This window comes from Clostridium sp. UBA1056 (assembly GCA_002316385.1).
Classification (GTDB): domain Bacteria; phylum Bacillota; class Clostridia; order Clostridiales; family Clostridiaceae; genus Clostridium_J.
The window spans coordinates 161,993-187,493 of the sequence record DCDL01000055.1 but is presented as its reverse complement, the minus strand read 5'-3'; the positions used below and the strand labels follow the sequence as shown (position 1 = coordinate 187,493).

Below are 25,501 nucleotides of genomic sequence, written 5' to 3'. Positions count from 1 at the left end.
CCTTAAAGAATTTTTAAAAATTCTCAGGTTACATATTACTTTAATTAAAAATGTGTAAGCATAGTTCTACTGATGATCTCATCTTGAACGTCTTTACATAACTCAACAAAGAATGCACTGTATCCAGCAACACGAACTATTAAATCACGATATTGCTCTGGATGTTTTTGAGCTTCTATTAAAGTCTCATTATCTAAGTAGTTAAACTGCATTTCTCCAAGCTGAAGGGCACATGCACTACGTAATAATGTAATAATTCCTAGCTCACCTTCAGGTGTATCAAGCAGACCAGCTATTAACTTGAAGTTATGAACCATACCTATATTCATATCTTCACAAGACATTTTAGAAACAGATTTAATTATAGCAGTAGGTCCTTTATAATCAGCTCCTTGTGATGGACTTATACCATCTGATAAAGGTAACCATGCTTTACGTCCATTTGCTGTAGCTCCAGTCATTTGTCCAAATGGAGTGTTATTAGAGATTGATAGTGTACCATGGCTAAGTACTGAATATAATGTCTTATATTTACGATGCTCTTGCTCAGTAAAGTTAACTAAATCAGCAGCAATTAAATCTGCATAATCATCATCGTTACCATACTTAGGCGCTTCTAAACAATACTTTTTAAGTTGTTCATATCCAACGAAATCAGCTTTTAAAGCTTCGTTCATTTCTTGCAGCGTATATCTTTTATCTTCAAATACTAATTTCTTTATAGCTGCCATAGAGTCTGCATAAGTAGCAAGACCACTCCATACTACTCCTGGTCCGAAGTTATACATAGCTCCGCCCGCTTCTACTCCTCTACCATTTTCCATACAGCCTTCATACATCATAGACATAAGTGGTTTTGGTGCAAGATCTCTGTGAACACGTTGAGAAATTACTGTAGCAACACTTGTCCATTTAGTAATAAATTTAATTTGCTCTTTAACAGCAGCTTCAAATTGTTCGTAAGTTTTGAAATTACTTAAATCCCCCATATCTGGGCATACTTGCTTACCATACCATAGTGGTACACCATGGTTAAGAGTAAGTTCTATACATATAGGCCATTGAGTATATCCTGTAGAAGTCCATTGATATAATCTTCCTGACTTCTGTGGCTCAACACATCCCATTAAGCAGTAATCTCTTGCATCTTCTATAGAAACACCTTTGGCTAGCATCATTTTTATATGAACATCATCAAAGTGACATGCTGGGAACCCCATACCTGCACGGATAACGTCAACTATCTTTTTAAGATATTTCTGTGGTGATCCTTTGTGTATACGACAAGCTAAAGTTGGTTGATATATCTTAACATGACGAACTGCATCCATTAATAGGTATGTTAATTCGTTTGTAGCATCTCTTCCTTCTCTAGTAACTCCACCTAAGCACATGTTAACGAATGGCTGGTAACCTGCGAAGAATTTAGAAGCACCTTCACTTGTAAGCCACATCATCTCAGACATTTTTATAAGCATACAACCTGATAACTCAAATGCTTCAAAATCAGTCATACGTCCAGCTTCAATATCAGCTTTGTAGAATGGGTACATATATTGGTCAACACGTCCTATAGACATACCTGTTTGGTTTTCTTCAACTACAAGTAATGATTCTATAGTCCAAACTGCTTGAATTGCCTCCCAGTAAGTGCTTGGCTTATGAGCTGGAACTCTAGCATTTATTTCTGAGATTTTTAATAACTCAGCTTTACGCTTAGGGTTAGTTTCTTTTGCAGCAAGCTCTGCAGCATAATCTGACATACGTTTAGCATATATCATAACACCCTCTGCAGTGTCGATTAAAGACTTGTAGAAGTATATTTTTTCCATATCTTCTGGTCTTTCGTAGCTAAGGTCAGCTAATTTCTCATTACATTCTTTTACTATGTCAAGCATACCTTTTTTCATTAAGATAACGTCATATCCTGGGTTAGAGTCTCCTCCGCCGTTTAATGCATGGTATGAACAATCTGATACGAAAGATTCTCCTGAAAGTTCCCATACTCCTGCTTCTCTGTATTGGCTCTCACAGTATTCATCAATTGATTTACCTTCCCAGAATGGGAATAATTCTTCACGCATGATTTTCTTATCTTCTTCTGAAACATAGAATGGATCTTGTGGACGAGTTCCTATTGTATCAATCTCATCTCTCATCCATCTCCAAGATATATCAGGAGCGAAAGCTCCAGCACGAGGTTGTCCGTTTGGTGCACCAACGATAAGCTCATTATCTTGAATTACTAATGGTGCAGTTTCACAGCAACGCTTGAAAGACTTACCACGTAAAATTGCCTTAGGTATACCAGGGTTTTCTTTAGCTATTTGAGTAATAACTCTTGCTTTGTGAGTAGTGATTGTTGGTACATGAGTTAAGTACTTTTCCTTTAACTTAACTAAACGCTCTGTTATTCCATCAGGAATTTGACCATTATTGTCACATGCAACACAGCTAGTAGTTGGTTCATCTTTTGTTATGTCTTTAGAAACACTCTCAAACATTTTCATTAAACCAGCACGTTCTTCATCAGACATGTTTTTAGTAGCTTCCATAAATATATTTGAAATTTCACGAATATCCAAATTTATTACCTCTCAATCTTTAATGTATTTCATATCTTAAATATTATTTTCTTGTTTTAAGTTATCTAGAATTTTTTTTAAAATACTCTCTAATAACTTATAGTTATCTATTTCATTTGCATTTAATTTGTTATTTGAAACTGTAAAAGTAGAATTTTCTTCATGATCTACTGCTTTAACAATTTCATCTACTGTACGAACTCCATATCCAACTTTACGGATATATATTAAATTTTTAGGTGAGACATTGTCTGAAGTCATTCCTTCACCAGCAGAACCACTACCCAAAGTCATTGAAGGAAATAAATTCGTAGTTGCTCCCATACTTCCAAAAGTTCCTGGAGTATTAACAAGTATTCTCCCAACTGGCTTCTTAAGTGCAAATTGACTAATAACTTCTTCATCTTTTGAATGTATAATAAGTGTATGTCCATATCGCTCGCTAAGTAACAATTCTATGCATTTCTCACAAGCATGCATCCAATCTTCTTCTATATAAAAGGCTAAAACAGGGCAAAGCTTTTCTCTTGAATAAGGGTTATCTTTAGAAACAAACTCTTGCTCTGAAATGAGAACTTTCACATCTTGAGAAACATTAAATCCAGCATATTTAGCTAAGAATTGTGGCGATTTGCCAATCAGTTCTTCTTCAAGACTTCCATCTTTATTAAAAAAGATAGATCCCAGCTTTTCAGCTTCCTCTTTTGTCATAAAGTATCCACCATTTTTAATAAATTCTTGTTTTACTTCTGCTGCAACACAGCTATCAACAACAACTGATTGTTCAGCTGCAGATACAACTCCATAATCAAAGTTTTTACTATAAATAATGTCTTTAACTGCCTGAGGTATATCAGCTGTACGTTCTATGAAAGCTGGACCATTTCCATTCCCTCCATAGATTACTGGCTTGCCAGACTTATAAGCTGAGTCAAGCATTTCTGGAACTCCTGTGTTCATTATAAGAGACGTATCTTTATGATTCATAAGCTCTAATGAACCACCTGTTGTTACTATATGCAAACATGCAAGAGCACCTTCTGGAAGTCCTACTCTTTCTGCAGTCTTAATTAAAATATCAAGTGTTTTACAAATTGATTCTTTAGCTCTTGGATGAGGTGAAAATATAATTGCATTTCCTGATTTAATTGCAATTAGTGCCTTGTATATTGTTGTGGATACAGGACTTGTTGATGGCGGAAAAGCTATAATAACTCCCATTGGTACACCAACATCCCTTGTCCTATTTACTTTATCTTCATCAATTATGCCTACACACTTCATCCCTTTAAGCCTATCTTTTAGATACTTACATACAATTTGATTTTTGATATATTTATCTTCCCACTTTCCATATTCAGACTCTTGATTAGATATTTTTGCAAGTTCTTTTAAGTGTTTTTCAATTTCTTCAGTCATACATGCAACTATTTCATCAAGCTTTTCTTGTGGGAAAGTTGCTAATTTTCTTTGTGCTTCACGAGCGTTTTCAACAAGAATCCTAGCTTCCTGCATGGAGAGTAAATCATTATCAATAATACTCATTCTTCTCTCTCCTTTTATCTATTACTTAGAAAAAAATCTTTATTTCCTACTCTGTTATCGGCATTGGAATTGCATAACGTTGTATTATCTTTTCAAGATCTTGGTGTGGTCTTGGTATAACTACTGAACTATAAAGGTTTCCACCTTCCATATTTTCAACAGCTGCAACACCAGCTTCTACTGCTGTTCTGCAAGCACCAACATCACCACTAACTAATACAGATATATAACCTGATGCAACATTTTCATATCCTATAAGTTCAACATTTGCTGATTTACACATAGCGTCTGCTGCTTCTAAAGCAAAAACCAGACCAAAAGTTTCGATTAATCCTAAAGCTTCATATCTTGCCATATATATATATCCTTCCCCTTCTATTCATCAATATCGTGTACTGACACAATATCTCCAACTTCTCTAATAGGACGTGGCATAACATTGTGTGCTGTTAATTTACCAATTGCAGCAGCTGCTTCAGCACCTGCTTCTACAGCAGCTCTTACTGCTCCAACATCGCCTTTAACCATAATTGTTACAAGAGTTGAACCAATATTTTCATATGAAATCAATTCAACGTTAGCTGCCTTAAGCATTTTATCTGCAGCCTCAAGTGCGGGAACTAATCCAATTGTTTCTACAAGGCCTAAAGCCTCTTCCCCATAATATCTCATTGATAATTTCTCCTTCCTATTCTTAGCTCAGTATACTTTTTCTCAATTACATAACTTTCATATGTTTTTAATTTGTTATATTTCCACTTTTTAGAAAAGTAAAAATATTCTTTTTTTAAAAATCTTCAATTAATTTTACTCTCATACATATTGTTTCAAGTAAAGTTAATTCATAAAATATACACTAAAAATAACTATTTATGAGATTTACTTGATCTGATTAATCATTGATATATTTATTAATTGTAGCTGCCCCTTCTTCATGAGCATGATAATAAACCTTCAACTCTTTATTCTTATCTAATTCAAGTCTTGCTTCTTCAATAAGTCCATTTGCTTCTGCTGTCATTAAAGCATTAATTACGGCTTTCTTTTTCAACGCCTTAAAATTTCCATATTCGCCTTTTAGTTCTTCTATAACATCTTCAGCGCAAGCTTCTTTAACTCTAGTAAAATATTTCAAAATTGCATAGTTAAGCGGTTTCATCTATTCTACCTCCATCTTTTTTCTTCTTAATAAATCAAGTGGATTCATAGATATTGTAAGGATACCAAGCATCATTATCACTGCTCCAACCCAAGCTACTGAAGGTAATGCCCATCCGTCAATTCCACCATATACACCTAATACTAGTAAGCAGAATAGTGGTCCAAAGAATGAATAAGTAGCATTGCATGCAGTACCAAGTCCTGCTCCACACATACTGTTTCCAGCATACCATGTCATAAATGTAATGAATGATAACAAACCACTTAAAGCAAACCACCCCATTGCAGGTGCACTTGTAAATGCTTGTACAACAAGATCAGTAGAAATACTAATTCCACCAGCCATTATTCCAAAAATTGGAACTAAGATAAATAAATTTGCTATACCTGATGTTACTTGACGAATACAAATACCAATTTCAGGATCAATCATTGCTGAACCATATCCAGCTACACAACCTTCAAATCCCCATCCTAGGGCAGCGACAATAGCTATTAAAATTCCAATTAAAGTATTTGCTGAAGCACCACCACTTAATTTTGTACTACCAATTAAGAAACTAGCAAACACACATATACAAATACCTAAAGCCATACGTTTATTTAATTCTTGTTTGTATAAAATTTTACCTAGTATAGCAGCAATAGCAGGGCAAAGTGCTGATATTGGAACTACTATTGAACCAGCCATTTGAATAGCTATAACATAAGCAGTACCAGCTACAGGTCCCCCTATAAGCGCTGCTAATATCATAATACGTCCTGGTTTCGTGTTAATACATCTTATAAAATCTCCAAACTTCCCTTTAACTCCTGAGTATAAAAGAGCCCAAATAGCACTACATGTGTCGTTTATTGCATTACCGATTGCAGCAAGTAAATATGCTACCACGAATGCAGATAAACCAGCAGTATTAGCGCCATACCAATCTCCCCAAACTCCTTTAGTCATTCCCATAGTTAGAAATGCCGTATATAATCCATAGGCAAGTCCTGAAAATAAAGCTAGGGATATACCTCTTTTAAAGAAACTACTTGTTAGTTTCTTTTTTGCAGCGATTGCTTCTAAATTTACCGCTTCTGAAACTCCATTCATAAATTAAAACTCCTTTCGCTTATGCGATTAATAATTTCTAAATTTATATTATTAAATAAAAATTTACGACGAGTATACTTTAATTTGATTTAAGTAACATGATTCTAAAATTGTTATAATTTGATGTATTCTATTTTGAAACTATTGAACACCTTTTCATCTGTATCTTGTAGGTATTTGTTCTGTAGTTAGATTATATCCCTTTACCTTTGGGGCAGGGTCAACAAATATTTTATAGGAATACTTTACCAAAATTTAAAACCTTATAATCATACTTACACTTAAAAGTTAATCGATTATCAAGAATAGTATGTCAATTCCAAAGCATGTGTTTGTTAAGTAATAAACACAATCAGGCTTGAATTGCAATTAATATAAATTTATAAATTTTCTTTTAATTTCAACGGATAATCCTCATTTGTTAATATTCATTATCGCTAAACCTAGTATTATACGGCTTTTGGACCTTACCCTACGGTCAATGTTTTTAGCATAATAAAACTATTTTTTTCTTCTAACCTTAATCAAAACTTCTGTTACAAATTTATCAGAGTTTTTAGTGGTCCAGTAATCTGCTACATATCTTTCATAAGACTCTTCAGCACATACATACCCATGTTCTTGGGTCCACTTCTTTATTTTTTTATATGTTTCATCAATTGTTTCATGAACTCCTATATGATAACAAGCGGCTGCCATCCAACCACCAAACTCAACACTTTCTTCTTCCCTACACTTTAAAATCGCCTCCTGCATTATCTTTATCTTATTGCATTTTCCACTAATTTTATCCTCAAAAGATGGAAAACATATGATTACAGGACCTGTTATTGCATTATTTATGCTATCTATATAATTGCCAAACTCTATATTAATTATAGAGTCCATATAATCATATTTAAAATCTTGGTTTAAAAAAGCTAATCTTTGATTATCTATATATTTTACAGCCACATCAGATACATCATTTTCAATTACCATCTGCGCCTCAACTATAAGATCATCCCAATCTTTAACAGACCTTAATTTTAAATTTATTTCATTTTGAAGCTCTTTTAATTCATTAATTTTTCTTTCAAAGTTTTTATGCATAGAATCATAGGTAGCTCCTTTTAAAAAAGCTCTCATTTCATCGAGTGTGAACCCACTTTGCTTATAATACTTTATTACTGGTACAGACAATAAAGTTTTCTTACTATAATATCTATAACCATTTTCATCACATACTTTGTCAGGAGATAATATCTTCTTTTCATCATAAAATCTCAGTGCCTTTTTAGTTATTTTGCATATTTCACCTACTTTACCTATGGAATATAGTTCTTCTTTCATATTTTAGCCCCCTTTTTTAAATAATTTTAATTATACTTTAAATTATACTTCAAATTATATTTTATCATATATATTTTATCAACTTTTCTCAAAAATTAGCCATAAAAAAACCACCCATATAATGGATGGTTTATAGTATAATATTTTACTCAAAGAATTTATCTAAAACTTTTAATAAATCTTCTCTTGATGCTTCTCTAGGATTTACTGTTGTACACACATCCTTAAGAGCTGCATTAATAATTTCTTCTCTTGATGCTTGAGCCAACTCCATATCTGCACCTTGTTCTTTTAATGTCGTTGGAATCATCAATGTTTTTTGAAGTTCTACAATGCTTCTAATTAAATTATTAACACCAATATTTACATTTGGCGCATGTAATTTTAATAATTTGGCAAGTCTTTGATATTTCTTAGCTGCTATGCTATATTCAGCACGGAAGGTTTCTTTACTTAAATTAGCATTATACTCAATTACATGAGGAAGTATAATTGCATTACTTCTTCCATGAGAAATATGTAACTTTCCACCTATAGCGTGAGCTAAACTATGAGTAATTCCAAGTCCAGCTGCGTTAAATGCCATACCAGCAAGGCATGATGCATTGTGAAGCTTCTCTCTTGCTACTATATCATTTCCATCAGCATAAGCTTGTGGTAAAAATCTGAAGGCTAAAGTAATAGCCTTTTCCGCAAGAGCATCTGAAAAGTCAGTAGCATTTTTTGAAACATAAGCCTCTATAGCATGTGTGATTACATCCATTCCTGTATCAGCAGTTATAGCCTTAGGTACAGATTTAACTAGTTCAGGATCAAGAATAGCAACTGTTGGAAGAAGAGATTTATCTGTAAGTGCATACTTCAATCCTTCTTGTTTATTCGTAATTACTGCATATTCAGTTACTTCAGAGCCTGTACCACTTGTAGTAGGTATAGCATAAAATTCTTCTATAGAAGAATTTCCTCCAGTAATTCTTTTTGCATATTCTTTAATTGCCTTAGCTCCATCAATTGATGAACCTCCACCAAGCGCTACTATAATCTCGGCATTACAACTTTGTAATTTTTTAATACCAGCAGCAACAACTTCTATAGATGGATCAGGTACAATATCACTATATATAGCTACTTCGCAATTAACAAGTCTTTCTTGTACTTTTGCAGCCATACCTGAAACTTCCATAAATTTATCACATACTATTAATACTCTTTTATTATTAATTTCACTTAGCCTATCTAAAGATCCTTCTCCAAAATACACATTTGTACTAATACTAAATTCTTTCATATACATTTCTCCTATTTTAAAAAGTATCAAGATATGAATGAATTAGCTGTTCTTTAGTTTAAAAATAATATTAACCTACAATTATAACAATAAGTAAAGTTTATTATAGACTTTACTTATCTGTATTATAGCAATATTATATTGATAATACAATACCATTCAGGTCTAAAGTTTTACATGTTGTCTTTATCTATTATATAAAAATAATAGAAAATTACGATAACATCAACGTTTCTAAATAAAATATCATAACCCTTCAAAAAATATATTTTAACATAAACATGGAGAAGCTGTTGCATGGAATCTTATTAAACCAGTGTTAGCTAGTGAATTAAATCATGTTGAAAAAGCTATTCAAACAAGAGCTGGTATATTAATTTGTGCAACAGATGAAATGAAATCTGCTGGAGGTTTTGATGGTGCTCCCTTACTTGTGATACCGCTCACTGTATCAATTATAAATGAGACTTTTCTATATAAAATTAAATAAGAAGGTTTTACCAACTACCTTCTTATTTAATTCAGTCATATTTATATTCATTTATATGTTTTAAAACTCTATTATGATATTCACACTTCTTCTTCTGCATCAAAAACAGCTATTCTATCTATACCAAATTCATCTAATTTGAGTTTATATTTTTTATATTTTGTATTGTATTGGTATTTAAAAGCGAATTTCTTTTTAAAAAATTCAAAATGAAAGGAAGAAATCATGGGAGTAGGGATACAAGCAACGATTCGTATAAAAAACAGCCCTAAGATAGTATTTTCTAGACCTGATATGTTGCCGTTCTTTCTAATGTAGTAAATTACTCATCTATACAATATATAATGATAAGTCATAGTTTATATTTTAAGGCTTGGGCTAGCAAACTTTTCATATTTGCTCTTACCTATATCGTATGCGTAGGTGGAGGGTTAATTAGAAAAATATTCTTTACTTAATTATAATTAACTTGTGCTCTCGCAATTTTTCAATTAGCTTCGAACAAATGGTAATGTTTAATTTCTATATTGTCTAATCCATTGTGACCATGTAGTTTTAAAGTTGTCATTATTTTCAACACAATACCTATAAAATCTTTTTATTAATTTAGCTCTTTTCTCGGAGCGATTCATTGGGAGCTGTTCCTCCCTAAGTAGGTTCTTTCCTCCTAGTAAGACCTGCCTATGCATTATATCTTGGAGACTGACATTTTTAGCATTTTTCATCATATCATACATTACAATAAAAGTAGTTGTTCTTCCAACCCCAGCTTTGCAATGAAAATGTAGCCAAGTATTTGGAATCAATGAATTAACGAATTTTATAAAATAATCAACCATGTCATTATTAGGTATTTCTTTATCTGTTACTGGTATACGCATATATGACATACTGTGGCTTTTAACTAATTTTTTTTCATTTTCAATTTTTTTAGGTATTAATGTTTTATCGCCAATATATATTGGTTTGTTTAATAAGATGCTTTGTAATCTTGTATTTTCATCATATAAAACTTCTTCTTTAGTCAAGCCTTTATTGGCCTTGTTATGGCCATCTACCCAACTTATCGCTACACCGTTGATAAATCCATGTGATTCTTGTCTTAAGTCAACTATAATTATTGGCATAGAATTGCCTATGGATTGTTTAGCTAATATAAGACCATTTTCTGAAAATTGTCCACTAGCAGATGCATTTAAATTAGCTAATCCATTTAAGTTTATAAATCTATAATCTTTAAGATTAGATAAATCAGTAGTTTTGCGAAAGTGTCTAGGTAGCCTTTTTACATTATCAGCATTTATAGAAAGGCGTAAATTATTATTTCGAGGTTCATAATAGGGTTCTTGTATCATTCCATCATTCATATGCCATCCATATTCATATAAAGATGGATGCCGATAAGTAGGTGCTTTATATGGGCAATAGTATAAATAATAAGGATAGGGACATTTATGGCAATAAGAATACCATAAATGATGGTCATATCTAAAACAATCTTCAATTGAATCGTAATTTGTAAATTGATCTAAAGCTATTTCATTTTGTTTCATATATAATTCTCCATAATAATTTTCCACATTATATTATATGATATTAACTCACATTGTGCTTAGCTACTTCTACCAGTTTTATAGTTTTATTATGGAATTAATGTTTTTTACTATTTAATATATATATATTCAACATCAAAATCAAACATTAAAAAATAAACAGTTTTATCCGTTGAAGGACAATACTATTTTCTATCTCCAAGTCGTCTAAAATACACTCTGTTAATCCACATCGTAATACCTGTTACATCTTGCTATAATGTAGTTGTAATAGGTATTACCTCAAAGTGAACCTGTTTTTTATCTTATTACCTTTATTTATAGATATCTTTAGCTTGCTCCAAGCTCATATTATCAAAAACCTCATTTATCTAGGAAACTCGACTCACATTCGTTCGCTGAGTAAGTTCTGCTAACTAAATCAAAGATTTAGAGCATCACTTATGATATGGTTCACCGTATTGGTAGTAAGTGTGAGGCTTTTTATTAATTTCTTTACTTATAATTAATTGATAAGAAGTAATTTTCAAAATTACATCATTTATAAGTTTATGGTAAAATTGAAGTAAACTACATTATAAAGTATATTAAGTAGTTTACTTTAAGTAAAAAGTATTTAAAAATGAAAGGTGAGTTATAATATGGGTATTTTTAAAGTTGGTATAGGATCCATAAGTGGAACATTAGCAGATCAATGGCTTGAAACTATTGAACCTGAAGAAATGGATAATGAAATTTTAGCATCTTATGGAGTAACAGTAAGAGCTAAAGATTCACGTAGAGGAAACAAGAGAGGCACAGAGGATATTGTTTCTAATGGGTCTATTATTCATGTTCCGGCAAATACTACTATGTTATTAGTAGATGGAGGAAAGATTATTTCAGCAACTGATGAAGCTGGATACTATCAGGTAGACAATTCAAGATCTCCATCTATATTTTTTCAGACAGACAAAGACGTCGATGTAAGTGGTTATGGAAATACGGGAAAAGATGCTATAAATAGACCTGGTGGTATAAAAAACACGTTAAAGGATTCTTGGGAAAGATTTAAATTTGGGGGAACTACCCCTGCAAAGCAAACTGTAATATACATAAATAAGCAGGAAATTACTAATATACGCTTTGGTACAAGGAATCCAGTTCCATATACTGATAGAGTGCTAGTTCAAGGAAGAATAGTTCCTTGTAAAATAACATCATTTGGAACATATTCAATTAAGATTGGTGATCCATTATTATTTTATAGTGAAGTATGTAGTAAGATAGTTAAGAAAACTTTACGTACTAGCGATATGGCAGAACAATATATTAATGAATTTTTAATGGCTTATCAAACCTCATTAGCAAGTCTTTCAACTAATTATGTTTGTGTTTCTGATATTGCTACTAAAACTATGGAACTTGGTCAGTACATGGCAGAGGTATTAGATAAAGAGTGGCTTTCAAAAAGAGGTTTCTATATTCAAAGTGTAGGAATTGCGGGTATATCTTATGATGAAAAAACAGAACAATTACTTGATAAATATGCTAATGACTCAATTCTTTTTGATTCAAATGCAAGGACTGCACGTATGACAGCAGGATTAGCTAAAGGAATAGAATCAGCAGGTTCTAATACAGGAGGTTCTATGCTAGGTCTTGCAGGCATGAATATGGGTATGAATTTAGCAGGTGCAATGGGAGCTATGCCAAACCAACAAGTTGAAAATAGTCAGCCAACGCAATTCAATAATCAAGAACAAAATAACTCTTATGGATGGACATGCGTTTGTAATACTCATATGAGTGGAGATACAAAATTCTGTTCAAATTGTGGAGCTAAAAAGCCTGAAGAGAAACAAATGAATACTTGGAATTGTAAATGTGGTAATTTAATTAGTAATGGTAATTTCTGCCCTAATTGTGGAAGCAAAAAGCCTGAAAACAACACTTGGAAATGTGTTTGTGGAAATGAAGTAACTAGTTTATTCTGCCCAGAGTGTGGCGGTAAGAAGCCAGATAGATTTAAATGTGATAAATGTGCATGGGTGCCTGAAGATTCTACGAACCCACCAAAATTCTGCCCTAATTGTGGAGATATATTTAATGAATTAGATAAAGAGTAGTTTACAAAAAAGCACTGCTAAATTCCAGTGCTTTTTTAAAAGATACTAAGAATTATTTTATTGGAGGAAAAAATATGAATTCTGTAAAGGAATATACTTGTCCTAATTGTAAGGCTGGGTTAGAGTTTAACCCTGAATCTCAAAAATGGAAATGTAATTACTGCTTTAGCGAATTTAATGAAAATGAAGTTGATGCTACATATGAGGAAAAGAAAGGACCAAGTCAGGAGCCTACAGGAGATTTAAATAGTTATAGCTGTACAAGTTGTGGAGCAGAGTTAATAGCAGATGATACAATAGCAGCAACATTTTGCATTTATTGCAATAGTCACTCTATAATCAAAAGTAGATTTTCTGGACAATTTACACCTAAAAGTGTTATTCCATTTAAAGTAGGAAAAAAAGAAGCTCGAGAAATCTATACTAAATGGATTAGCAAAAAGAAATTTGCACCTAAAGATTTTAAGGATAAGAAGGAGCTTGAAAAGATCACAGGCATATATGTTCCATTTTGGATATTTGATAACAATGTAAAAGGACAACTTAATGGTGAAGGGACAAAAGTTCATACTTGGTCAGACATGGATTATGAATATACGCAAACTAAATACTATCGCATTTTAAGAGAATGTATTGCTGACTACAATGGAGTACCAATAGATGGACTGAAAAAACTAGATGATTCGTTGATGATTGGAATAGAGCCCTATAATTACAATGAACTAACAGGTTTTTCTATGAAATATATGACTGGATTTATGGCCGAAAAGTACGATGTAGATGTAAAAGAGGCATCAGTTGTTACAAATGAAAGAGTTAAACAATACATGAGCTCTAGATTAAGTCAAACAGTAACTGGTTATAGTAATTTTACTCAAAACTCCACGAAGGTCACTATAACTAATATGGAATATAGTTATGCTATGCTACCAATTTACTTATTAGTTAATGAGTATGAAGGTAAAAAATACGAATTTATCATTAATGGGCAAACTGGAAAAATTATAGGTGACGCTCCTATTGACCGTACTAGTCAGATTAAATTTGCATTGCTTATATTTATAATATCCTGGCTAATTTATGTGTTTGGAGGTGCTCTAATTGTCTAGAAAATTTAAAGTACTTATTTTTTTATTTGTATGTTTAATAGCTTTATTACCAATTAGGGTTGAAGCAGCAGAGAATGATAATGTAAAAGACTATTTAAATTATTTATCAGAAACAGAAGTACAAGAATTACAAAGTAGGATTAATGAAATTTCAAATAAATGCAGCTTAGATACAGTAATAGTTATTACTGATAATACAGATGGAAAATCTTCAATGCAGTATGCTGATGACTTTTATGATAATAATAATTACGGTTTAGATGCAGAAAAGTCAGGTATTTTAATGTTAGTAAATATGGATGCTAGGGAGGTTTGGATTTCTACAAAAGGAGTAGCAATTACTATATTCACGGATAGTACAATAAAGACTATGGTAAATGATATAACAAGATATTTATCAGATAAGGATTATAATGGTGCTAGTAGTAAATTCTTAGAGAAGGTTGATTATTATTGTGATAAAAAATTAATGACTAATAATACAGATTCAAATTCTACAGAGAATGTACCTCCTGAGTTAAGTCCAGGTTCAGTAGGTAATTCCAGTTCTGAATCAAATTCAGATACTAAAATGAACTCTGCTCCAATTTCATATTTTAGTAGAGTAAAGGATAAACTTACATCTCCATCTACGTATATACTTTCTTTAATAATATCCATAGTAGTTACATTAATAGTTACCCAAAAGTCTAAATGGAAAGTAACTGTTGACAATAAAACTTACGAAGGATGTGGATCTTTTAATTTAACTAACAAAGAAGATATATTTGTTGGTGAAAATACAATTAGAACAAAGATCGAGAAGAAATCTAATGAAAGTAATAGTTCAAATACTAGCACAACTCATAGAAGTAATAGCGGAAGTACCCATGGTGGTGGTGGTGGTAGTTTTTAATATTAGTTTTCTAGAATAAAGTTCGGGGAAAACAGATAATTTGCGTAAAAGTAAATCTATCTACTTTCCCTTTTTTATAATAAAATATTCTTCATTTTAAATTATATTTTATCCAAATTTATATAATTGAACCTATATACTTCTATTATGATTTCTCTTAATAATAATCCCAATATCCCATCATTTTCTTTTTATAAAAAGGAAAAACCTCACTTATTTTAAAAAAGCACTCGATCCCGCAAGATTAGTGCTAATTTCTAAGTGCTATTTTTTATTAACTTGTTCTTATTATTATATTAGATTTCAGTTTAATCTATTATCCCTTACTTGTGGTACGATTCTCCGTATCGGTAGTAAATGAGGTCTTATCAGCTTATTCCTGTGTATAAATTCTGTATATCTATAGCATACTCATAAAGTATAATTTCATAGCTGAATATTATTTACTAGTGTTATTTAATGTTACTATTTATATCATCTCTTATAGAATAAATAATCAAATGTAGTAACCACAATGAAATTTTTATGCTACAAAAATCTAGTTATACCAGCTTCTTAAACAATTAGAATTGTATACTATAGTTTATTGATATCACTCATTTTATTTTCTATACTTCTTATTTATGTGATGTCAAATTATTGTAGAAATTAGGACTGATTGAATATCCTAGCCATTCCTCTGCTACACATATTGACTCTTTATCTCCTAAAAATGATTCATCTAAAAACTTTTCAAAATTAGGACATTTAGCATCTTTATCATATTCTATTAGGATTTGAATAGTACTATAATATGTATAACTATGCTTTAGTAAGGTATGATTTTCTAAATCATACATCCCATTTAATATATTTATATATCTTCTATTACTATTTAATTCATCTTTATAGAATACAGTTCTTTTTAATGCTTCTATGTATTCATCCTCTAGCTTTCTTGTCCAAATACTATTAAAGGTGCAAGAAGAATGTTTCTTATTTTAGATTTCATTTTCATGTCTTCATATTTAATCCATTTTCCTAAGTCTTCTTTATAATTGTAAAAATTATTTTTGTTGTAAATTAACTTGTTCCTTTTAGCTATATATGATGCAAACATATTCGCATTCAAACCAAGTAGTTTACCTGTTTTTTCATTAATGATAAATCCCATATCAAAAATTTCTTGCCATTGCTCTTGTTCTTGTTCTTGTTCAGTCATATAATCGCTTCCTTACTTATTACATGAATATATGTAAGGTAATGGTGTTGTATATATAATATCAACTTTCAACAAATATTTAGAGCCATACTACTATAAACTTCTTTCACCATGTGGGATAAAAAGTAAAAAAGACGATTCAAATTTATCATTGAACCGCCCTAAAAAAACTTTATATTTATCTTGTAATATTAAATTATTTTTATATTATTTTTTCTTCTTAATACTTAATACAGAACCTAATAATAAAGATGCTGAAGCTATATATGGTAATGGACTCACTGCCCCTGTTTGTGGAAGTTTAGTATATGAAGTATTATTTTTTGTATCTGATTTTCCATTACTATTAGTATTTGAATTGTTATTTTCATTATTTGAACTGCTATCAGTATTTCCTTGAGTATTATTTATATACTTAATTGGTTGTGATACTGAGCCTGAATAAGTTCCCGTAGCATTTCCTATTTTTATATCATTTACAAAGGAATAATTCTCAACTACATCTTCTGATATATTATTCCACTTAATCTTATTTGTCTCTGAATTATAGTTACCACCATTGCTAATCTCGCTAGGCTGTATAACTTCTCCATTCAAACCTACTAAAATATTGTCTATCTCAACTGAATCATTTGCTTCTAATTCAGATAAATTAATCTCTTGATTTCTTATATCAAATTCGCCCAATTTAGTTAACCCACTTAATGGTTTTATATTACTTATTTTATTAGATTCTAAATTTAAGTAATATAGATTACTCAATCCTTCTAGCCCCTCTATTTTACTTATTTGGTTTGAACTTAAAACTAAGGAACCTAAATTCTTTAGCCCTTCTAACCCTTCTATTTTACTTATATGATTTGAATTTAAACTTAAGTCATTTAAATTTTTTAACCCCTCCAAACCTTCCATCTTGCTTATTTGATTTGAACTTAATGTCAATAATTTTAAATTAGTCAGCCCTTCTAACCCTTCTATTTTCTCTATCCTATTTTTTGTTAAATCTAAGTATTCTAAATTAGTTAACCCTTCTAATCCTTGTATTTCAGCAATATGATTGCCTGATAAATCTAAAAGACATAATTTAGATAAATGGCTTATATTATCAATATGATTTATTTTATTACCACCTAAATATAAATACTTTAAATTAGTTAATTCTTCTAATCCCTCAATTTTATTTATAATATTATCTGATAAAACTAGTCGATTTAAGTTAGTTAATCTTTCTAATCCTTCTATTTTAGTAATGTTATTTTCATCTAAACGTAATTCTTCTAATTTTGTTAATTCTTCTAACCCTTCTATTTTGCTTATTTCATTTCTTGCTAAACTCAGATATTTTAAATTTTTAAGGTCTTTTAAAACTTTAATATCATTTATTTTATTTCCAGGTAAATCTAATATATTTAAATTAGTTAAGTTTTTCAAAGGATTAATATCACTTATTTGACTATTAATCACTTGTAAAAACTCCAAATTCGTGCAATATTGCAAACCTTCGATGCTATTTATACTTTCATTACTTACTTCTAATTTTGTTATACCTTCAAGTTGTTCTCTAGTAATATCAGCATTTTCTGCTTGATTTAATGTTTCATTTAATGTTTTCTTTAAATTAATATCTGGTATATTTATAATTTCATCCTTCTTTTGTAATGATTCATTAATTTTTAAGTTGACCTCCTCTAAGCTTACTTTCTCATCAATTTTTTTAGTATTAACTTCTTCAGCTAAAGCACTTACAGATGGCACTGTTACTTGAGTAAGTACTGCTGTAGCTAATATTAAAGCATAGATTTTACTCTTATTCATAAAAACACTTCCTTCTATTATTTTCTACATGATAATTATATCATAATATTGTATTAATTAGAATTAATTAACTCTTTAAACATATTTTTGTTAGTTTGCTACTATATTTAAATACATAAAAAAGTCGCTGAGGCAAGCTTGCCGAGCTGTCGACTTTTTTTGAGCATGTGCATTTCCGAAGCTTGCCTGAGGAAAATCTTACATTCGCACTTTATTCTCTTTTTACTCTATATAACTAACTTTAATAACTTATATGCTATAAATAATTTATCCACAGATTTTTAGAATATAAGTTCCTACAGAGTAAAAAATAAGAACAGTCTTCATTGACTGTTCTTACTACTCTTTTTTCTTCTACTATCAATTAGTTCTTTACCTGCTAATAAAACTTCCTCTGGTATAGGTTCATCTTTCTCTATTAATACTTGTCTATAATCATCAATTGCTTGTAAAAATACTTACCTACTGTTTTTATTGATAAATGATGTCTTATTGTCTTTATATTGTCTAATCTACAAAAACTTTTCCGAAGATAATACCATTTCTTTTAAAATACCTTTTATTATTCTTTGATACATATCTAAAATCATAATCTTATCATTTTCTGTAATACTATAATATCCATGAAACTCTGACTCTTTTTCTAATTTACATAATTGATAGAATTCGGCTTCATCGTTATTATGCAATGCTTTAATTTTTTGATTATGTCTATGTACCATATCCCTTTCATCATCATTAGATATATTTATATATGAGTAATTTTGCATTTTACTAAATCCTATATTTAGAAAATCATCTAACATGTTTTTTATACATCTAAATCAGTTAATTGCGGCTTCGCTTCAATTACATTATATTTAGCCAATTCTTTTAACTAAATTCTTTTGAGAAAGGCTTGCTTCATAAACAACCATAGTAGCTGCTACTCCTACATTTAAAGAGTCTGCTCCTCCAAACATAGGTATTATTACTCTTTCACATTCACATTCATATTCATTCCAAATTTCTGAAATTCCATGTATTTCATTTCCTACAATAATAGCAATTCTTCCTTTATAATCAACATCATAATAATTTTTACTAGCTTTTAAATCAGTAACAATAATCTTAAATCCATTACTTTTAAGCCACCTCACAAGCAATGATATATCACTACTTGCAACTGGCAACATAAAGCTAGATCCCATACTTGATTTTATTAACTTTTGATTTGTTTTTCTAACTTTACTATTACAAATAATTACTCCATCTACACCAGCACCATCAGCAGATCTTATTATTGTGCCAATATTTCCTGGTTTCTCTAATCCATCAAGTACTACTAACAAATTGTTTTCCTTCAGACTTATATCTCCAAGATTATGCTGTGGAAAGCTACATAATAGAAAAAATCCTTCCCCACTATCTCTACTACTTAATCTATTACACAAATTACTTGATATTAAACATGAATTCTCTGCTACCATAGAAATACTCTTAGCCATATCAAGAATAAATTTATTTTTAATAAACTCTAGACAAAATACAAAGTTTATTATTCTAATATTACTTTTGATTATCTTTTCATAGGCCCATAATCCTTCTATAACAAATAAATCTTCATCTTCAACTTTTTTATTCTTTATTAGTCCATTGATTAATCTTATTGAATGCTCCTTACTACCAACAAGTTTTAGATGAGAAAACTCTTCATGTAATTGCTCTATATATAACCCCATTTTAAATATTATTCCTCTCTACTCAACTCATAAGAATTTATAAACCCTATCCCCAAGTTTTCTTACACATGGTACGTTTATCAACTTCTTTAGATCCAGTAATGTTATTGTAAAATCATCTCTGTTGTTTCTACACCTGCTAAAAACCCCATTTTGTGATAAACCATTTCTGCGCCATTACCTAATGTTACAAATAACCTAAGTACAGGGTATTGTTCTTTTAATATGGTCAATGCTCTCTTTAGCATGTTTTTAGCTAGCCCTTTGTTTTGAAAAGATGGTTTTACGGCTATTTCATACACATTAGGCCACTCTTCCCAAATAGATATTAGGCATGCACCTATAAGTTCATTTGTTTTCTTTTCATAAATTAGTGTAGATGCTTTATTCACCAAGGTGTTTTCTGGATTATTATCAAAATAATATTGAATTGATTTATCCTGTCCCCCGAAATTTTCATCTTCATTTTTAACCTCAGTACCAAATGCTTCTACAAATAACTTACTTATCTCATTTCTACTTTCTTCTGTTACTGGAACAATTTTATATTCGTCACTCCAAATAGTTTCAAATTCTTCAGTAGGTCTAATCATACATCTTCTAGATTCCCTAGATTTAAATCCAAGCCTTTGATAATATTTAATTTTATCTGGCTTAACACAACCTACATAAATCTCTTGACTTTTATCAGACCAACTTAATAATATCTCTTTTAACTTAGCTATTATAATATCATATTCATTATGTGGTGGCTCTAAAAATAAACAGTTCATATAATTAGGTTCTAGTAGAACTCCACCAATTCTACAACCATCTTTCTTAATCCAAAAACATGAATTGCAGTCCTTTAGAATTGTGCAATACATATCAAAGCTCTGCCTGAACCAAACATTGGTATCAAATATTTCATACACAGCAAAATATACGGTAAACTCCTTCCAATCCGTCTTTTCAATACTGTAGCCATGAAATAACTCATATTTGGTGGTATCTCCTGACCAGGTTCTATCTATCATGATTACACCTCCATTCCCTAATCAAAATCACTTAACAATTTGTATCGTCTATGTGTAATTTTCATATATATTTCACCCCACAAAATATAAATAATATTTACTTAATAGTTTTATGCAATTAAACCTATAACATATTTATTTTAATATAGGGACGTAATCAAATAATATATAAAGAACAATTCTCTATCGTTCTTTGCACATAAAAAAGCTACTACTCATAATTAGAGTAATAGCTTCTCATACTTATTTTTTGTATATACAATGTTTTAGCGAAGTTTCTACATTGAAATTATTTGAAACTTTAGATTAAGTTAAAAAATATTATTGAATTTTATTTATTAGAGCCTATATATACAATTTTTTTAATACTATCAATGGAAAGAAAAAATTCTTCTGATAGGGTTTCAATGGTATAACCACTTTTATGCTTGTTACGTATAACTTCATTTCTGCTTTGTATACGCTGCCTAGCTCCTGACTTTTCTCCCCACTTTTTTCGTGTTGTATGTTCAGATGGAATATATACATATTCACCTTGAATATACTTTTGAATTTCTCTTACTAAATTATCTGGTAAAATTGTTTCAGCCTTTACATATCCCATAAAGCTCAGCTCCTTAAATTTATACTTTAAATTAAGGAAACAAAGCCTGTATAAGTATGAATTTATTTAGTAATGGCGACTAGATATTTACCTCTGTGCAATTGTCGCCTTAAGCCATACTTACAGACTTTGCACAGAGTATTTTAAGTTGTTCTTTTGATGCTAATTCAAATCTCATATTTAATACCCCCAATAAACCTTATTTCCTATATAATACCAAATGTTGTAGAATTCATCAATTCCATATACTAAAGTTTGAGTCAAGTAAAAGTTAGCAAGATATCTTCCTAATGATTTAAATTTTCTTCAGTGGTTGAAACAACTTTTACATTTGATCTTTGCACTAAAATTACTCCACATAAGATTATTATTGTAGCTAAAACTATTTTTATAGATATAACCTCATTCAGAATAATAGCTCCTAGAAAAATTGCAACTGGTGGATTTACATAAGCATAGGTACCAGCTTTGGCAGCAGGCCATTTTTTTAAAATATAGATATAACAGCTGTAACCAATAATAGAACCAAAAACTACTAAATATAATAATGCTCCTAACCCCTTAGGAGTGATTTGTACTCTTTGGAATTCACCAAGGAAGCCTCCAATTATTGATAATAAGATTCCTCCTGAAAGCATTTGCACGGCAATATTTGATATGGTTGATGCAGAAGAAGTAAAACTTTTCGAATACACTGAACCTAATGCCCAAGAAAATGCACCAACAATCAATAATGCCATACCTATAATATCCATTGAAGCTTTATTCCAATCTGAAAGCACTAAGAAAACTACACCTGCAAAGCCAATGAATAATCCTAGCCACCCTTTTTTATTAAGTTTTGTCCTAGAAGGCAATATGGATTCTATAATTGCCATAAAAAGTGGTACTGTGGCTACCACTAAAGAAGCTATACCTGAACTAACCCTTGTTTCACCCCAAACGACTGCACCATTTCCCCCAACTAAAAGAAATATACCTACGATAGATATTTTTAACACTTCTGATAAATTTTGGGGCATTGCCAACCCTTTAAATTTAGCATATCCTAGCATTAATGTACCTGCAATTATAAATCTGATCCCTGCAAATATTGTTGGTGGTAATTCACTTACACCGATTCTTATTGCAAGATAAGTAGAACCCCAAAAAATACAAACGGCAATATATGCCAGTATTGTTTGTCTCTCTTCTTTCTTAATACCATCTTTCATTTCTATTCCTCCATCCCAAACTTTATTTTTATTCTCTGATGATTCCACTCTCTAATATGGTCGATAAAACAAGAGTAGTAGATGTTTCTTTAATACCTTGTATTCTCCATACGTTATCAATAAATTGTGAAATATCCATTGGAGTGACTACTCTTATTTTTAATACTATGCACCACTCTCCAGATAACCTATGACACTCTTCTATAAATACATTCTTAACCTTCAATGACAAAATTTCATTTATAATCTCTTTAAAGTTTTCACAATTAATTTTTATATATAAGAGAGCCTTAATTGGTTCTCCAAGTTTTTCCCAGTCAATTATAGCATTATATCCTTTTATAATTCCATCTGATTCTAACTTATTTACTCTTTGATGAATTGCAGGCCTTGAGATATGAAGCAGTTTGCTAATCTCCTCATGAGATATTCTACCGTCATTTTCTAATGATTTAATAATACTTTTATCAATATTGTCCATAAAATCCCTCCTAATTACTAAGTATAATTTTAATTTTCAAAACGTCAACTATTAGTAGTAGAAAGTGAATAAAATAGTACTAATAGTAAGTTATTCAAATTAAAAATTAAGAATCTACTAACTTTGTGAAATATAAAAAGTTAGTATTAATTACTATTCGTAATCAATACTAACTGATGATAATAATATTGATAAATACCTCTCATTAAATAATCTTTATATTGCATTAAAATACAATTATCAATTACCAACTCTACTCTTTTATTCCTTATCTTGTATGTGATGTTAAGAATACCATTTATATTGTATTTAGTAACTATTCAGCGCCCTAAAAATATATAAAAAGACACATACTTTCTTACAGTAGATATATACCCACGAATTCTAGTAATGGAATGGATTTTTCAATAAAATAATGATTATTATATGAATATATAAGATATGCTACATAGAATTTTCCTCATAATCTATTGTTTAAAAAATTTAAGCCTTTCTCTAAAGGCTTGATTGTTAAAAAGCATAAATATATCTCCTAATATTCATTAACCCTATCATACATAATACACATTAAAAAAATATTAAAATTTCTACTTTTTATTGTTTTTTTATTTCATGTTTAAAATTCTCTGTTATTTTTGCCATAATTAATTGTATTTCCTTTAGGTCTCCATTCTCTATTTGCTCTAAAAATCTATCACTTGCTTTTCCTTTTAATATACTCACTTGTTTACCATCCCTAAAGCTTATCAGATGTTCTAAAGAACCTGAACTACTGCTTATTTTTATTTTATAATTTGGAATTCCCTCTGGACGATAGAATTGAAGCTCCAAGGCAAAGTTCTTCTCAGCATTCTTCTTCTCAAACTATAATGTCTTTATAATCTTACTCACTTCATTCTCTAAAACTTCACTCTTTGTATGTTAATAATTTTATTAATAATTCCTACAGCCCATTACAAGATTCAATCAATAAGCCTATTGATGATTGGTCCGTAAAGTCCACTGTCTTTCCATAGGTTTCAAGCATCATTTTTGTTTCATCATCTCTTTTATCCTCAGGAGTTTTACTTATTTGGCTCTTTAGCATGGCCATCATAGCTTTATGGAGAAAGCCAAGCTTTTTATAGTCAATGGCACCTCTAAAATGAAATACTTTAATACCCTGCTGCATTTCCTTTGTAAAGTTCTTATTAATGATAGAGTCAAATTCAGTGCTCTTTGGATCAGCAAGACCAACAGTGAATACAATCAAGTTCTTGTCTTTTAATCTATCAAATGCTTTGGTAATTGTTGAAACACCAAGTATACCACTTGCATAAAGTCCGCCTCCATAAATAATAGTTGAATACTTCTCCATATCTTCTACACCAATTTTAGAAACCTCAAAAATATCTGCATTCAGTGCACTAGCAATCCATTCTGCGTATTTTTTTGTTGAACCATATTTAGATTTATACACAACAACTGTTTTATTCATTTCTTTCCTCCTATTATATAACTAATTATATTAAGTTATATGATTAGTAATTCTCAATTATCCTTAAAAATCTATCTACATATCTCTGATCAAAATCACACAACTCATAACTCTCTGTAGATGACATTTTCTCTACTTTAATGCTTAATTTAAATCATAAAATCCTTAAACCTTATAACTCCAGCAACTATTTAACATTTTAAAAAGTTAACTTTATAAAATTTTCTCTATTTATCATTTTAAAATTTTTCATATATAACTTTTTAAAATGTATATGTAAAACTATATAAATAGTTTATAGGTATATATTCGATATAAGACCTTCTTACCCTTTAATAAAAGATACTCCTAAGAACAAATCCACATGATCAATAGCAGGATTAAATCTATATATCTCATACTTTAGTTTAGTATAATTATATACAAATAAAACTAATTATTTTAATAATCCTTGACTAATTTTCATAAGGAAATATAATATACCTATACCCTCATGGATATAAAGGAGGCAAATGTTATGCGTCAATGTATGGATTCTACTAATTTACATAGAAGAATTAAAAAAATTATAGGACAGCTCAATGCCATTGATAAGATGGTTGATGAAGATGTACCTTGTGAAGATGTTCTAATTCAAATCAATGCTGCTAAAAGTGCATTACATAAGGTTGGGCAAGTTGTACTAGAAGGTCACTTAAATCACTGTGTTCGTGAAGGCATTGAACATGGAGATGCAGATAAAACAATTTCAGAATTTGCAAAGGCAGTGGAGCATTTTTCTCGAATGTCTTAAAAAAGTAAATATTACAC

The 25,501-nt window shown here is 30.4% G+C and carries 25 protein-coding genes; 5 read left to right on the top strand and 20 right to left on the bottom strand.

All coding sequences use genetic code 11. The features are described from left to right. Positions 1-44: 44 nt before the first annotated feature. From cutC to B3W71_RS14870, 8 genes are all read right to left on the bottom strand, one after another. A complete protein-coding gene (cutC, locus tag B3W71_RS14905) occupies positions 45-2,585 on the bottom strand; it encodes a choline trimethylamine-lyase (RefSeq protein ID WP_346889726.1) in 2,541 nt (846 codons plus the stop codon). Between the two features lie 36 nt (positions 2,586-2,621). Beyond that, complete coding sequence (locus tag B3W71_RS14900) at positions 2,622-4,130, bottom strand: aldehyde dehydrogenase family protein (RefSeq protein ID WP_346889725.1); 1,509 nt, start codon at positions 4,128-4,130, stop codon at positions 2,622-2,624. A gap of 46 nt (positions 4,131-4,176) precedes the next feature. Next, on the bottom strand, positions 4,177-4,485 hold the full coding sequence (locus B3W71_RS14895) for a BMC domain-containing protein (protein ID WP_346889724.1): 309 nt from the start codon (positions 4,483-4,485) through the stop codon (positions 4,177-4,179). A 20-nt stretch (positions 4,486-4,505) separates the two neighbouring features. Continuing rightward, positions 4,506-4,802 (bottom strand): BMC domain-containing protein, encoded by a 297-nt coding sequence (locus B3W71_RS14890; protein WP_346889723.1) that lies wholly within the window; start codon positions 4,800-4,802, stop codon positions 4,506-4,508. A 220-nt stretch (positions 4,803-5,022) separates the two neighbouring features. Continuing rightward, complete coding sequence (locus tag B3W71_RS14885) at positions 5,023-5,289, bottom strand: hypothetical protein (protein ID WP_346889722.1); 267 nt, start codon at positions 5,287-5,289, stop codon at positions 5,023-5,025. Beyond that, positions 5,290-6,387 (bottom strand): hypothetical protein, encoded by a 1,098-nt coding sequence (locus B3W71_RS14880; protein WP_346889721.1) that lies wholly within the window; start codon positions 6,385-6,387, stop codon positions 5,290-5,292. A gap of 501 nt (positions 6,388-6,888) precedes the next feature. Continuing rightward, positions 6,889-7,719 carry a MerR family transcriptional regulator gene (locus B3W71_RS14875; protein WP_346889720.1) on the bottom strand — a complete coding sequence of 277 codons (831 nt, stop codon included), beginning with the start codon at positions 7,717-7,719 and terminating at the stop codon, positions 6,889-6,891. A gap of 145 nt (positions 7,720-7,864) precedes the next feature. After that, positions 7,865-9,007, bottom strand: coding sequence for a 1-propanol dehydrogenase PduQ (locus tag B3W71_RS14870; RefSeq protein WP_346889719.1), 1,143 nt, complete (start codon positions 9,005-9,007; stop codon positions 7,865-7,867). 316 nt (positions 9,008-9,323) lie between these two features. Between B3W71_RS14870 and B3W71_RS14865 the strand changes: the two genes are divergently transcribed. Continuing rightward, positions 9,324-9,497, top strand: coding sequence for a hypothetical protein (locus B3W71_RS14865; protein ID WP_346889718.1), 174 nt, complete (start codon positions 9,324-9,326; stop codon positions 9,495-9,497). A 515-nt stretch (positions 9,498-10,012) separates the two neighbouring features. Here the strand turns inward: B3W71_RS14865 and B3W71_RS14860 are convergent. Beyond that, on the bottom strand, positions 10,013-11,050 hold the full coding sequence (locus tag B3W71_RS14860) for a fused DSP-PTPase phosphatase/NAD kinase-like protein (RefSeq protein ID WP_346889717.1): 1,038 nt from the start codon (positions 11,048-11,050) through the stop codon (positions 10,013-10,015). A gap of 641 nt (positions 11,051-11,691) precedes the next feature. Between B3W71_RS14860 and B3W71_RS14855 the strand changes: the two genes are divergently transcribed. From B3W71_RS14855 to B3W71_RS14845, 3 genes are all read left to right on the top strand, one after another. Beyond that, entirely contained in the window at positions 11,692-13,158 is a 1,467-nt protein-coding gene (locus tag B3W71_RS14855) for an SPFH domain-containing protein (RefSeq protein ID WP_346889716.1), read from the top strand. Positions 13,159-13,232: 74 nt separating this feature from the next. Beyond that, on the top strand, positions 13,233-14,267 hold the full coding sequence (locus tag B3W71_RS14850; protein ID WP_346889715.1) for a DNA helicase PriA: 1,035 nt from the start codon (positions 13,233-13,235) through the stop codon (positions 14,265-14,267). Then, on the top strand, positions 14,260-15,162 hold the full coding sequence (locus B3W71_RS14845) for a TPM domain-containing protein (RefSeq protein ID WP_346889714.1): 903 nt from the start codon (positions 14,260-14,262) through the stop codon (positions 15,160-15,162). Before B3W71_RS14850 ends, B3W71_RS14845 begins: the two co-directional genes overlap by 8 nt. Positions 15,163-15,779: 617 nt before the next feature. On the opposite strand, the gene B3W71_RS14840 is transcribed toward B3W71_RS14845, so the two are convergent. The 11 genes from B3W71_RS14840 to B3W71_RS14790 all read right to left on the bottom strand — a co-directional run bounded on the left by B3W71_RS14840 (position 15,780) and on the right by B3W71_RS14790 (position 24,691). Continuing rightward, a complete protein-coding gene (locus B3W71_RS14840; RefSeq protein WP_346889740.1) occupies positions 15,780-16,079 on the bottom strand; it encodes a hypothetical protein in 300 nt (99 codons plus the stop codon). 11 nt (positions 16,080-16,090) lie between these two features. Next, the gene (locus tag B3W71_RS14835) at positions 16,091-16,363 is read right to left on the bottom strand and encodes a hypothetical protein (RefSeq protein ID WP_346889713.1); all 273 of its coding nucleotides are present in this window, start codon (positions 16,361-16,363) and stop codon (positions 16,091-16,093) included. Between the two features lie 207 nt (positions 16,364-16,570). Continuing rightward, on the bottom strand, positions 16,571-18,178 hold the full coding sequence (locus B3W71_RS14830; RefSeq protein ID WP_346889712.1) for a leucine-rich repeat domain-containing protein: 1,608 nt from the start codon (positions 18,176-18,178) through the stop codon (positions 16,571-16,573). A 512-nt stretch (positions 18,179-18,690) separates the two neighbouring features. Further along, a complete protein-coding gene (locus B3W71_RS14825) occupies positions 18,691-18,948 on the bottom strand; it encodes a hypothetical protein (protein WP_346889711.1) in 258 nt (85 codons plus the stop codon). A gap of 90 nt (positions 18,949-19,038) precedes the next feature. Further along, positions 19,039-19,899 carry an RNA methyltransferase gene (locus B3W71_RS14820; RefSeq protein WP_346889710.1) on the bottom strand — a complete coding sequence of 287 codons (861 nt, stop codon included), beginning with the start codon at positions 19,897-19,899 and terminating at the stop codon, positions 19,039-19,041. A gap of 104 nt (positions 19,900-20,003) precedes the next feature. Beyond that, positions 20,004-20,915, bottom strand: coding sequence for a GNAT family N-acetyltransferase (locus B3W71_RS14815; RefSeq protein ID WP_346889709.1), 912 nt, complete (start codon positions 20,913-20,915; stop codon positions 20,004-20,006). 331 nt (positions 20,916-21,246) lie between these two features. After that, positions 21,247-21,519, bottom strand: coding sequence for a CD3324 family protein (locus tag B3W71_RS14810; RefSeq protein ID WP_346889708.1), 273 nt, complete (start codon positions 21,517-21,519; stop codon positions 21,247-21,249). A gap of 287 nt (positions 21,520-21,806) precedes the next feature. Continuing rightward, the gene (locus B3W71_RS14805) at positions 21,807-22,733 is read right to left on the bottom strand and encodes an EamA family transporter (protein ID WP_346889707.1); all 927 of its coding nucleotides are present in this window, start codon (positions 22,731-22,733) and stop codon (positions 21,807-21,809) included. Between the two features lie 28 nt (positions 22,734-22,761). Continuing rightward, entirely contained in the window at positions 22,762-23,214 is a 453-nt protein-coding gene (locus B3W71_RS14800; RefSeq protein ID WP_346889706.1) for an Lrp/AsnC family transcriptional regulator, read from the bottom strand. Between the two features lie 594 nt (positions 23,215-23,808). Beyond that, positions 23,809-24,045 carry a hypothetical protein gene (locus B3W71_RS14795; RefSeq protein ID WP_346889705.1) on the bottom strand — a complete coding sequence of 79 codons (237 nt, stop codon included), beginning with the start codon at positions 24,043-24,045 and terminating at the stop codon, positions 23,809-23,811. A gap of 112 nt (positions 24,046-24,157) precedes the next feature. Then, positions 24,158-24,691, bottom strand: a complete 534-nt coding sequence (locus B3W71_RS14790) for a flavodoxin domain-containing protein (protein WP_346889704.1) — start codon at positions 24,689-24,691, stop codon at positions 24,158-24,160. A 517-nt stretch (positions 24,692-25,208) separates the two neighbouring features. Between B3W71_RS14790 and B3W71_RS14785 the strand changes: the two genes are divergently transcribed. Next, a complete protein-coding gene (locus tag B3W71_RS14785) occupies positions 25,209-25,484 on the top strand; it encodes a metal-sensing transcriptional repressor (RefSeq protein WP_346889703.1) in 276 nt (91 codons plus the stop codon). Positions 25,485-25,501: the final 17 nt, after the last annotated feature.

Excerpts from the sequence above, each read along its gene's own strand:
- B3W71_RS14900 (WP_346889725.1), bottom strand. The coding sequence starts at position 4,130 with ATGAGTATTATTGATAATGATTTACTCTCCATGCAGGAAGCTAGGATT.
- B3W71_RS14895 (WP_346889724.1), bottom strand. The coding sequence starts at position 4,485 with ATGGCAAGATATGAAGCTTTAGGATTAATCGAAACTTTTGGTCTGGTT.
- B3W71_RS14890 (WP_346889723.1), bottom strand. The coding sequence starts at position 4,802 with ATGAGATATTATGGGGAAGAGGCTTTAGGCCTTGTAGAAACAATTGGA.
- B3W71_RS14885 (WP_346889722.1), bottom strand. The coding sequence starts at position 5,289 with ATGAAACCGCTTAACTATGCAATTTTGAAATATTTTACTAGAGTTAAA.
- B3W71_RS14880 (WP_346889721.1), bottom strand. The coding sequence starts at position 6,387 with ATGAATGGAGTTTCAGAAGCGGTAAATTTAGAAGCAATCGCTGCAAAA.
- B3W71_RS14875 (WP_346889720.1), bottom strand. The coding sequence starts at position 7,719 with ATGAAAGAAGAACTATATTCCATAGGTAAAGTAGGTGAAATATGCAAA.
- B3W71_RS14870 (WP_346889719.1), bottom strand. The coding sequence starts at position 9,007 with ATGAAAGAATTTAGTATTAGTACAAATGTGTATTTTGGAGAAGGATCT.
- B3W71_RS14860 (WP_346889717.1), bottom strand. The coding sequence starts at position 11,050 with ATGAAACAAAATGAAATAGCTTTAGATCAATTTACAAATTACGATTCA.
- B3W71_RS14855 (WP_346889716.1), top strand. The coding sequence starts at position 11,692 with ATGGGTATTTTTAAAGTTGGTATAGGATCCATAAGTGGAACATTAGCA.
- B3W71_RS14850 (WP_346889715.1), top strand. The coding sequence starts at position 13,233 with ATGAATTCTGTAAAGGAATATACTTGTCCTAATTGTAAGGCTGGGTTA.
- B3W71_RS14835 (WP_346889713.1), bottom strand. The coding sequence starts at position 16,363 with ATGACTGAACAAGAACAAGAACAAGAGCAATGGCAAGAAATTTTTGAT.
- B3W71_RS14830 (WP_346889712.1), bottom strand. The coding sequence starts at position 18,178 with ATGAATAAGAGTAAAATCTATGCTTTAATATTAGCTACAGCAGTACTT.
- B3W71_RS14825 (WP_346889711.1), bottom strand. The coding sequence starts at position 18,948 with ATGCAAAATTACTCATATATAAATATATCTAATGATGATGAAAGGGAT.
- B3W71_RS14820 (WP_346889710.1), bottom strand. The coding sequence starts at position 19,899 with ATGGGGTTATATATAGAGCAATTACATGAAGAGTTTTCTCATCTAAAA.
- B3W71_RS14815 (WP_346889709.1), bottom strand. The coding sequence starts at position 20,915 with ATGATAGATAGAACCTGGTCAGGAGATACCACCAAATATGAGTTATTT.
- B3W71_RS14810 (WP_346889708.1), bottom strand. The coding sequence starts at position 21,519 with ATGGGATATGTAAAGGCTGAAACAATTTTACCAGATAATTTAGTAAGA.
- B3W71_RS14805 (WP_346889707.1), bottom strand. The coding sequence starts at position 22,733 with ATGAAAGATGGTATTAAGAAAGAAGAGAGACAAACAATACTGGCATAT.
- B3W71_RS14800 (WP_346889706.1), bottom strand. The coding sequence starts at position 23,214 with ATGGACAATATTGATAAAAGTATTATTAAATCATTAGAAAATGACGGT.
- B3W71_RS14790 (WP_346889704.1), bottom strand. The coding sequence starts at position 24,691 with ATGAATAAAACAGTTGTTGTGTATAAATCTAAATATGGTTCAACAAAA.
- B3W71_RS14785 (WP_346889703.1), top strand. The coding sequence starts at position 25,209 with ATGCGTCAATGTATGGATTCTACTAATTTACATAGAAGAATTAAAAAA.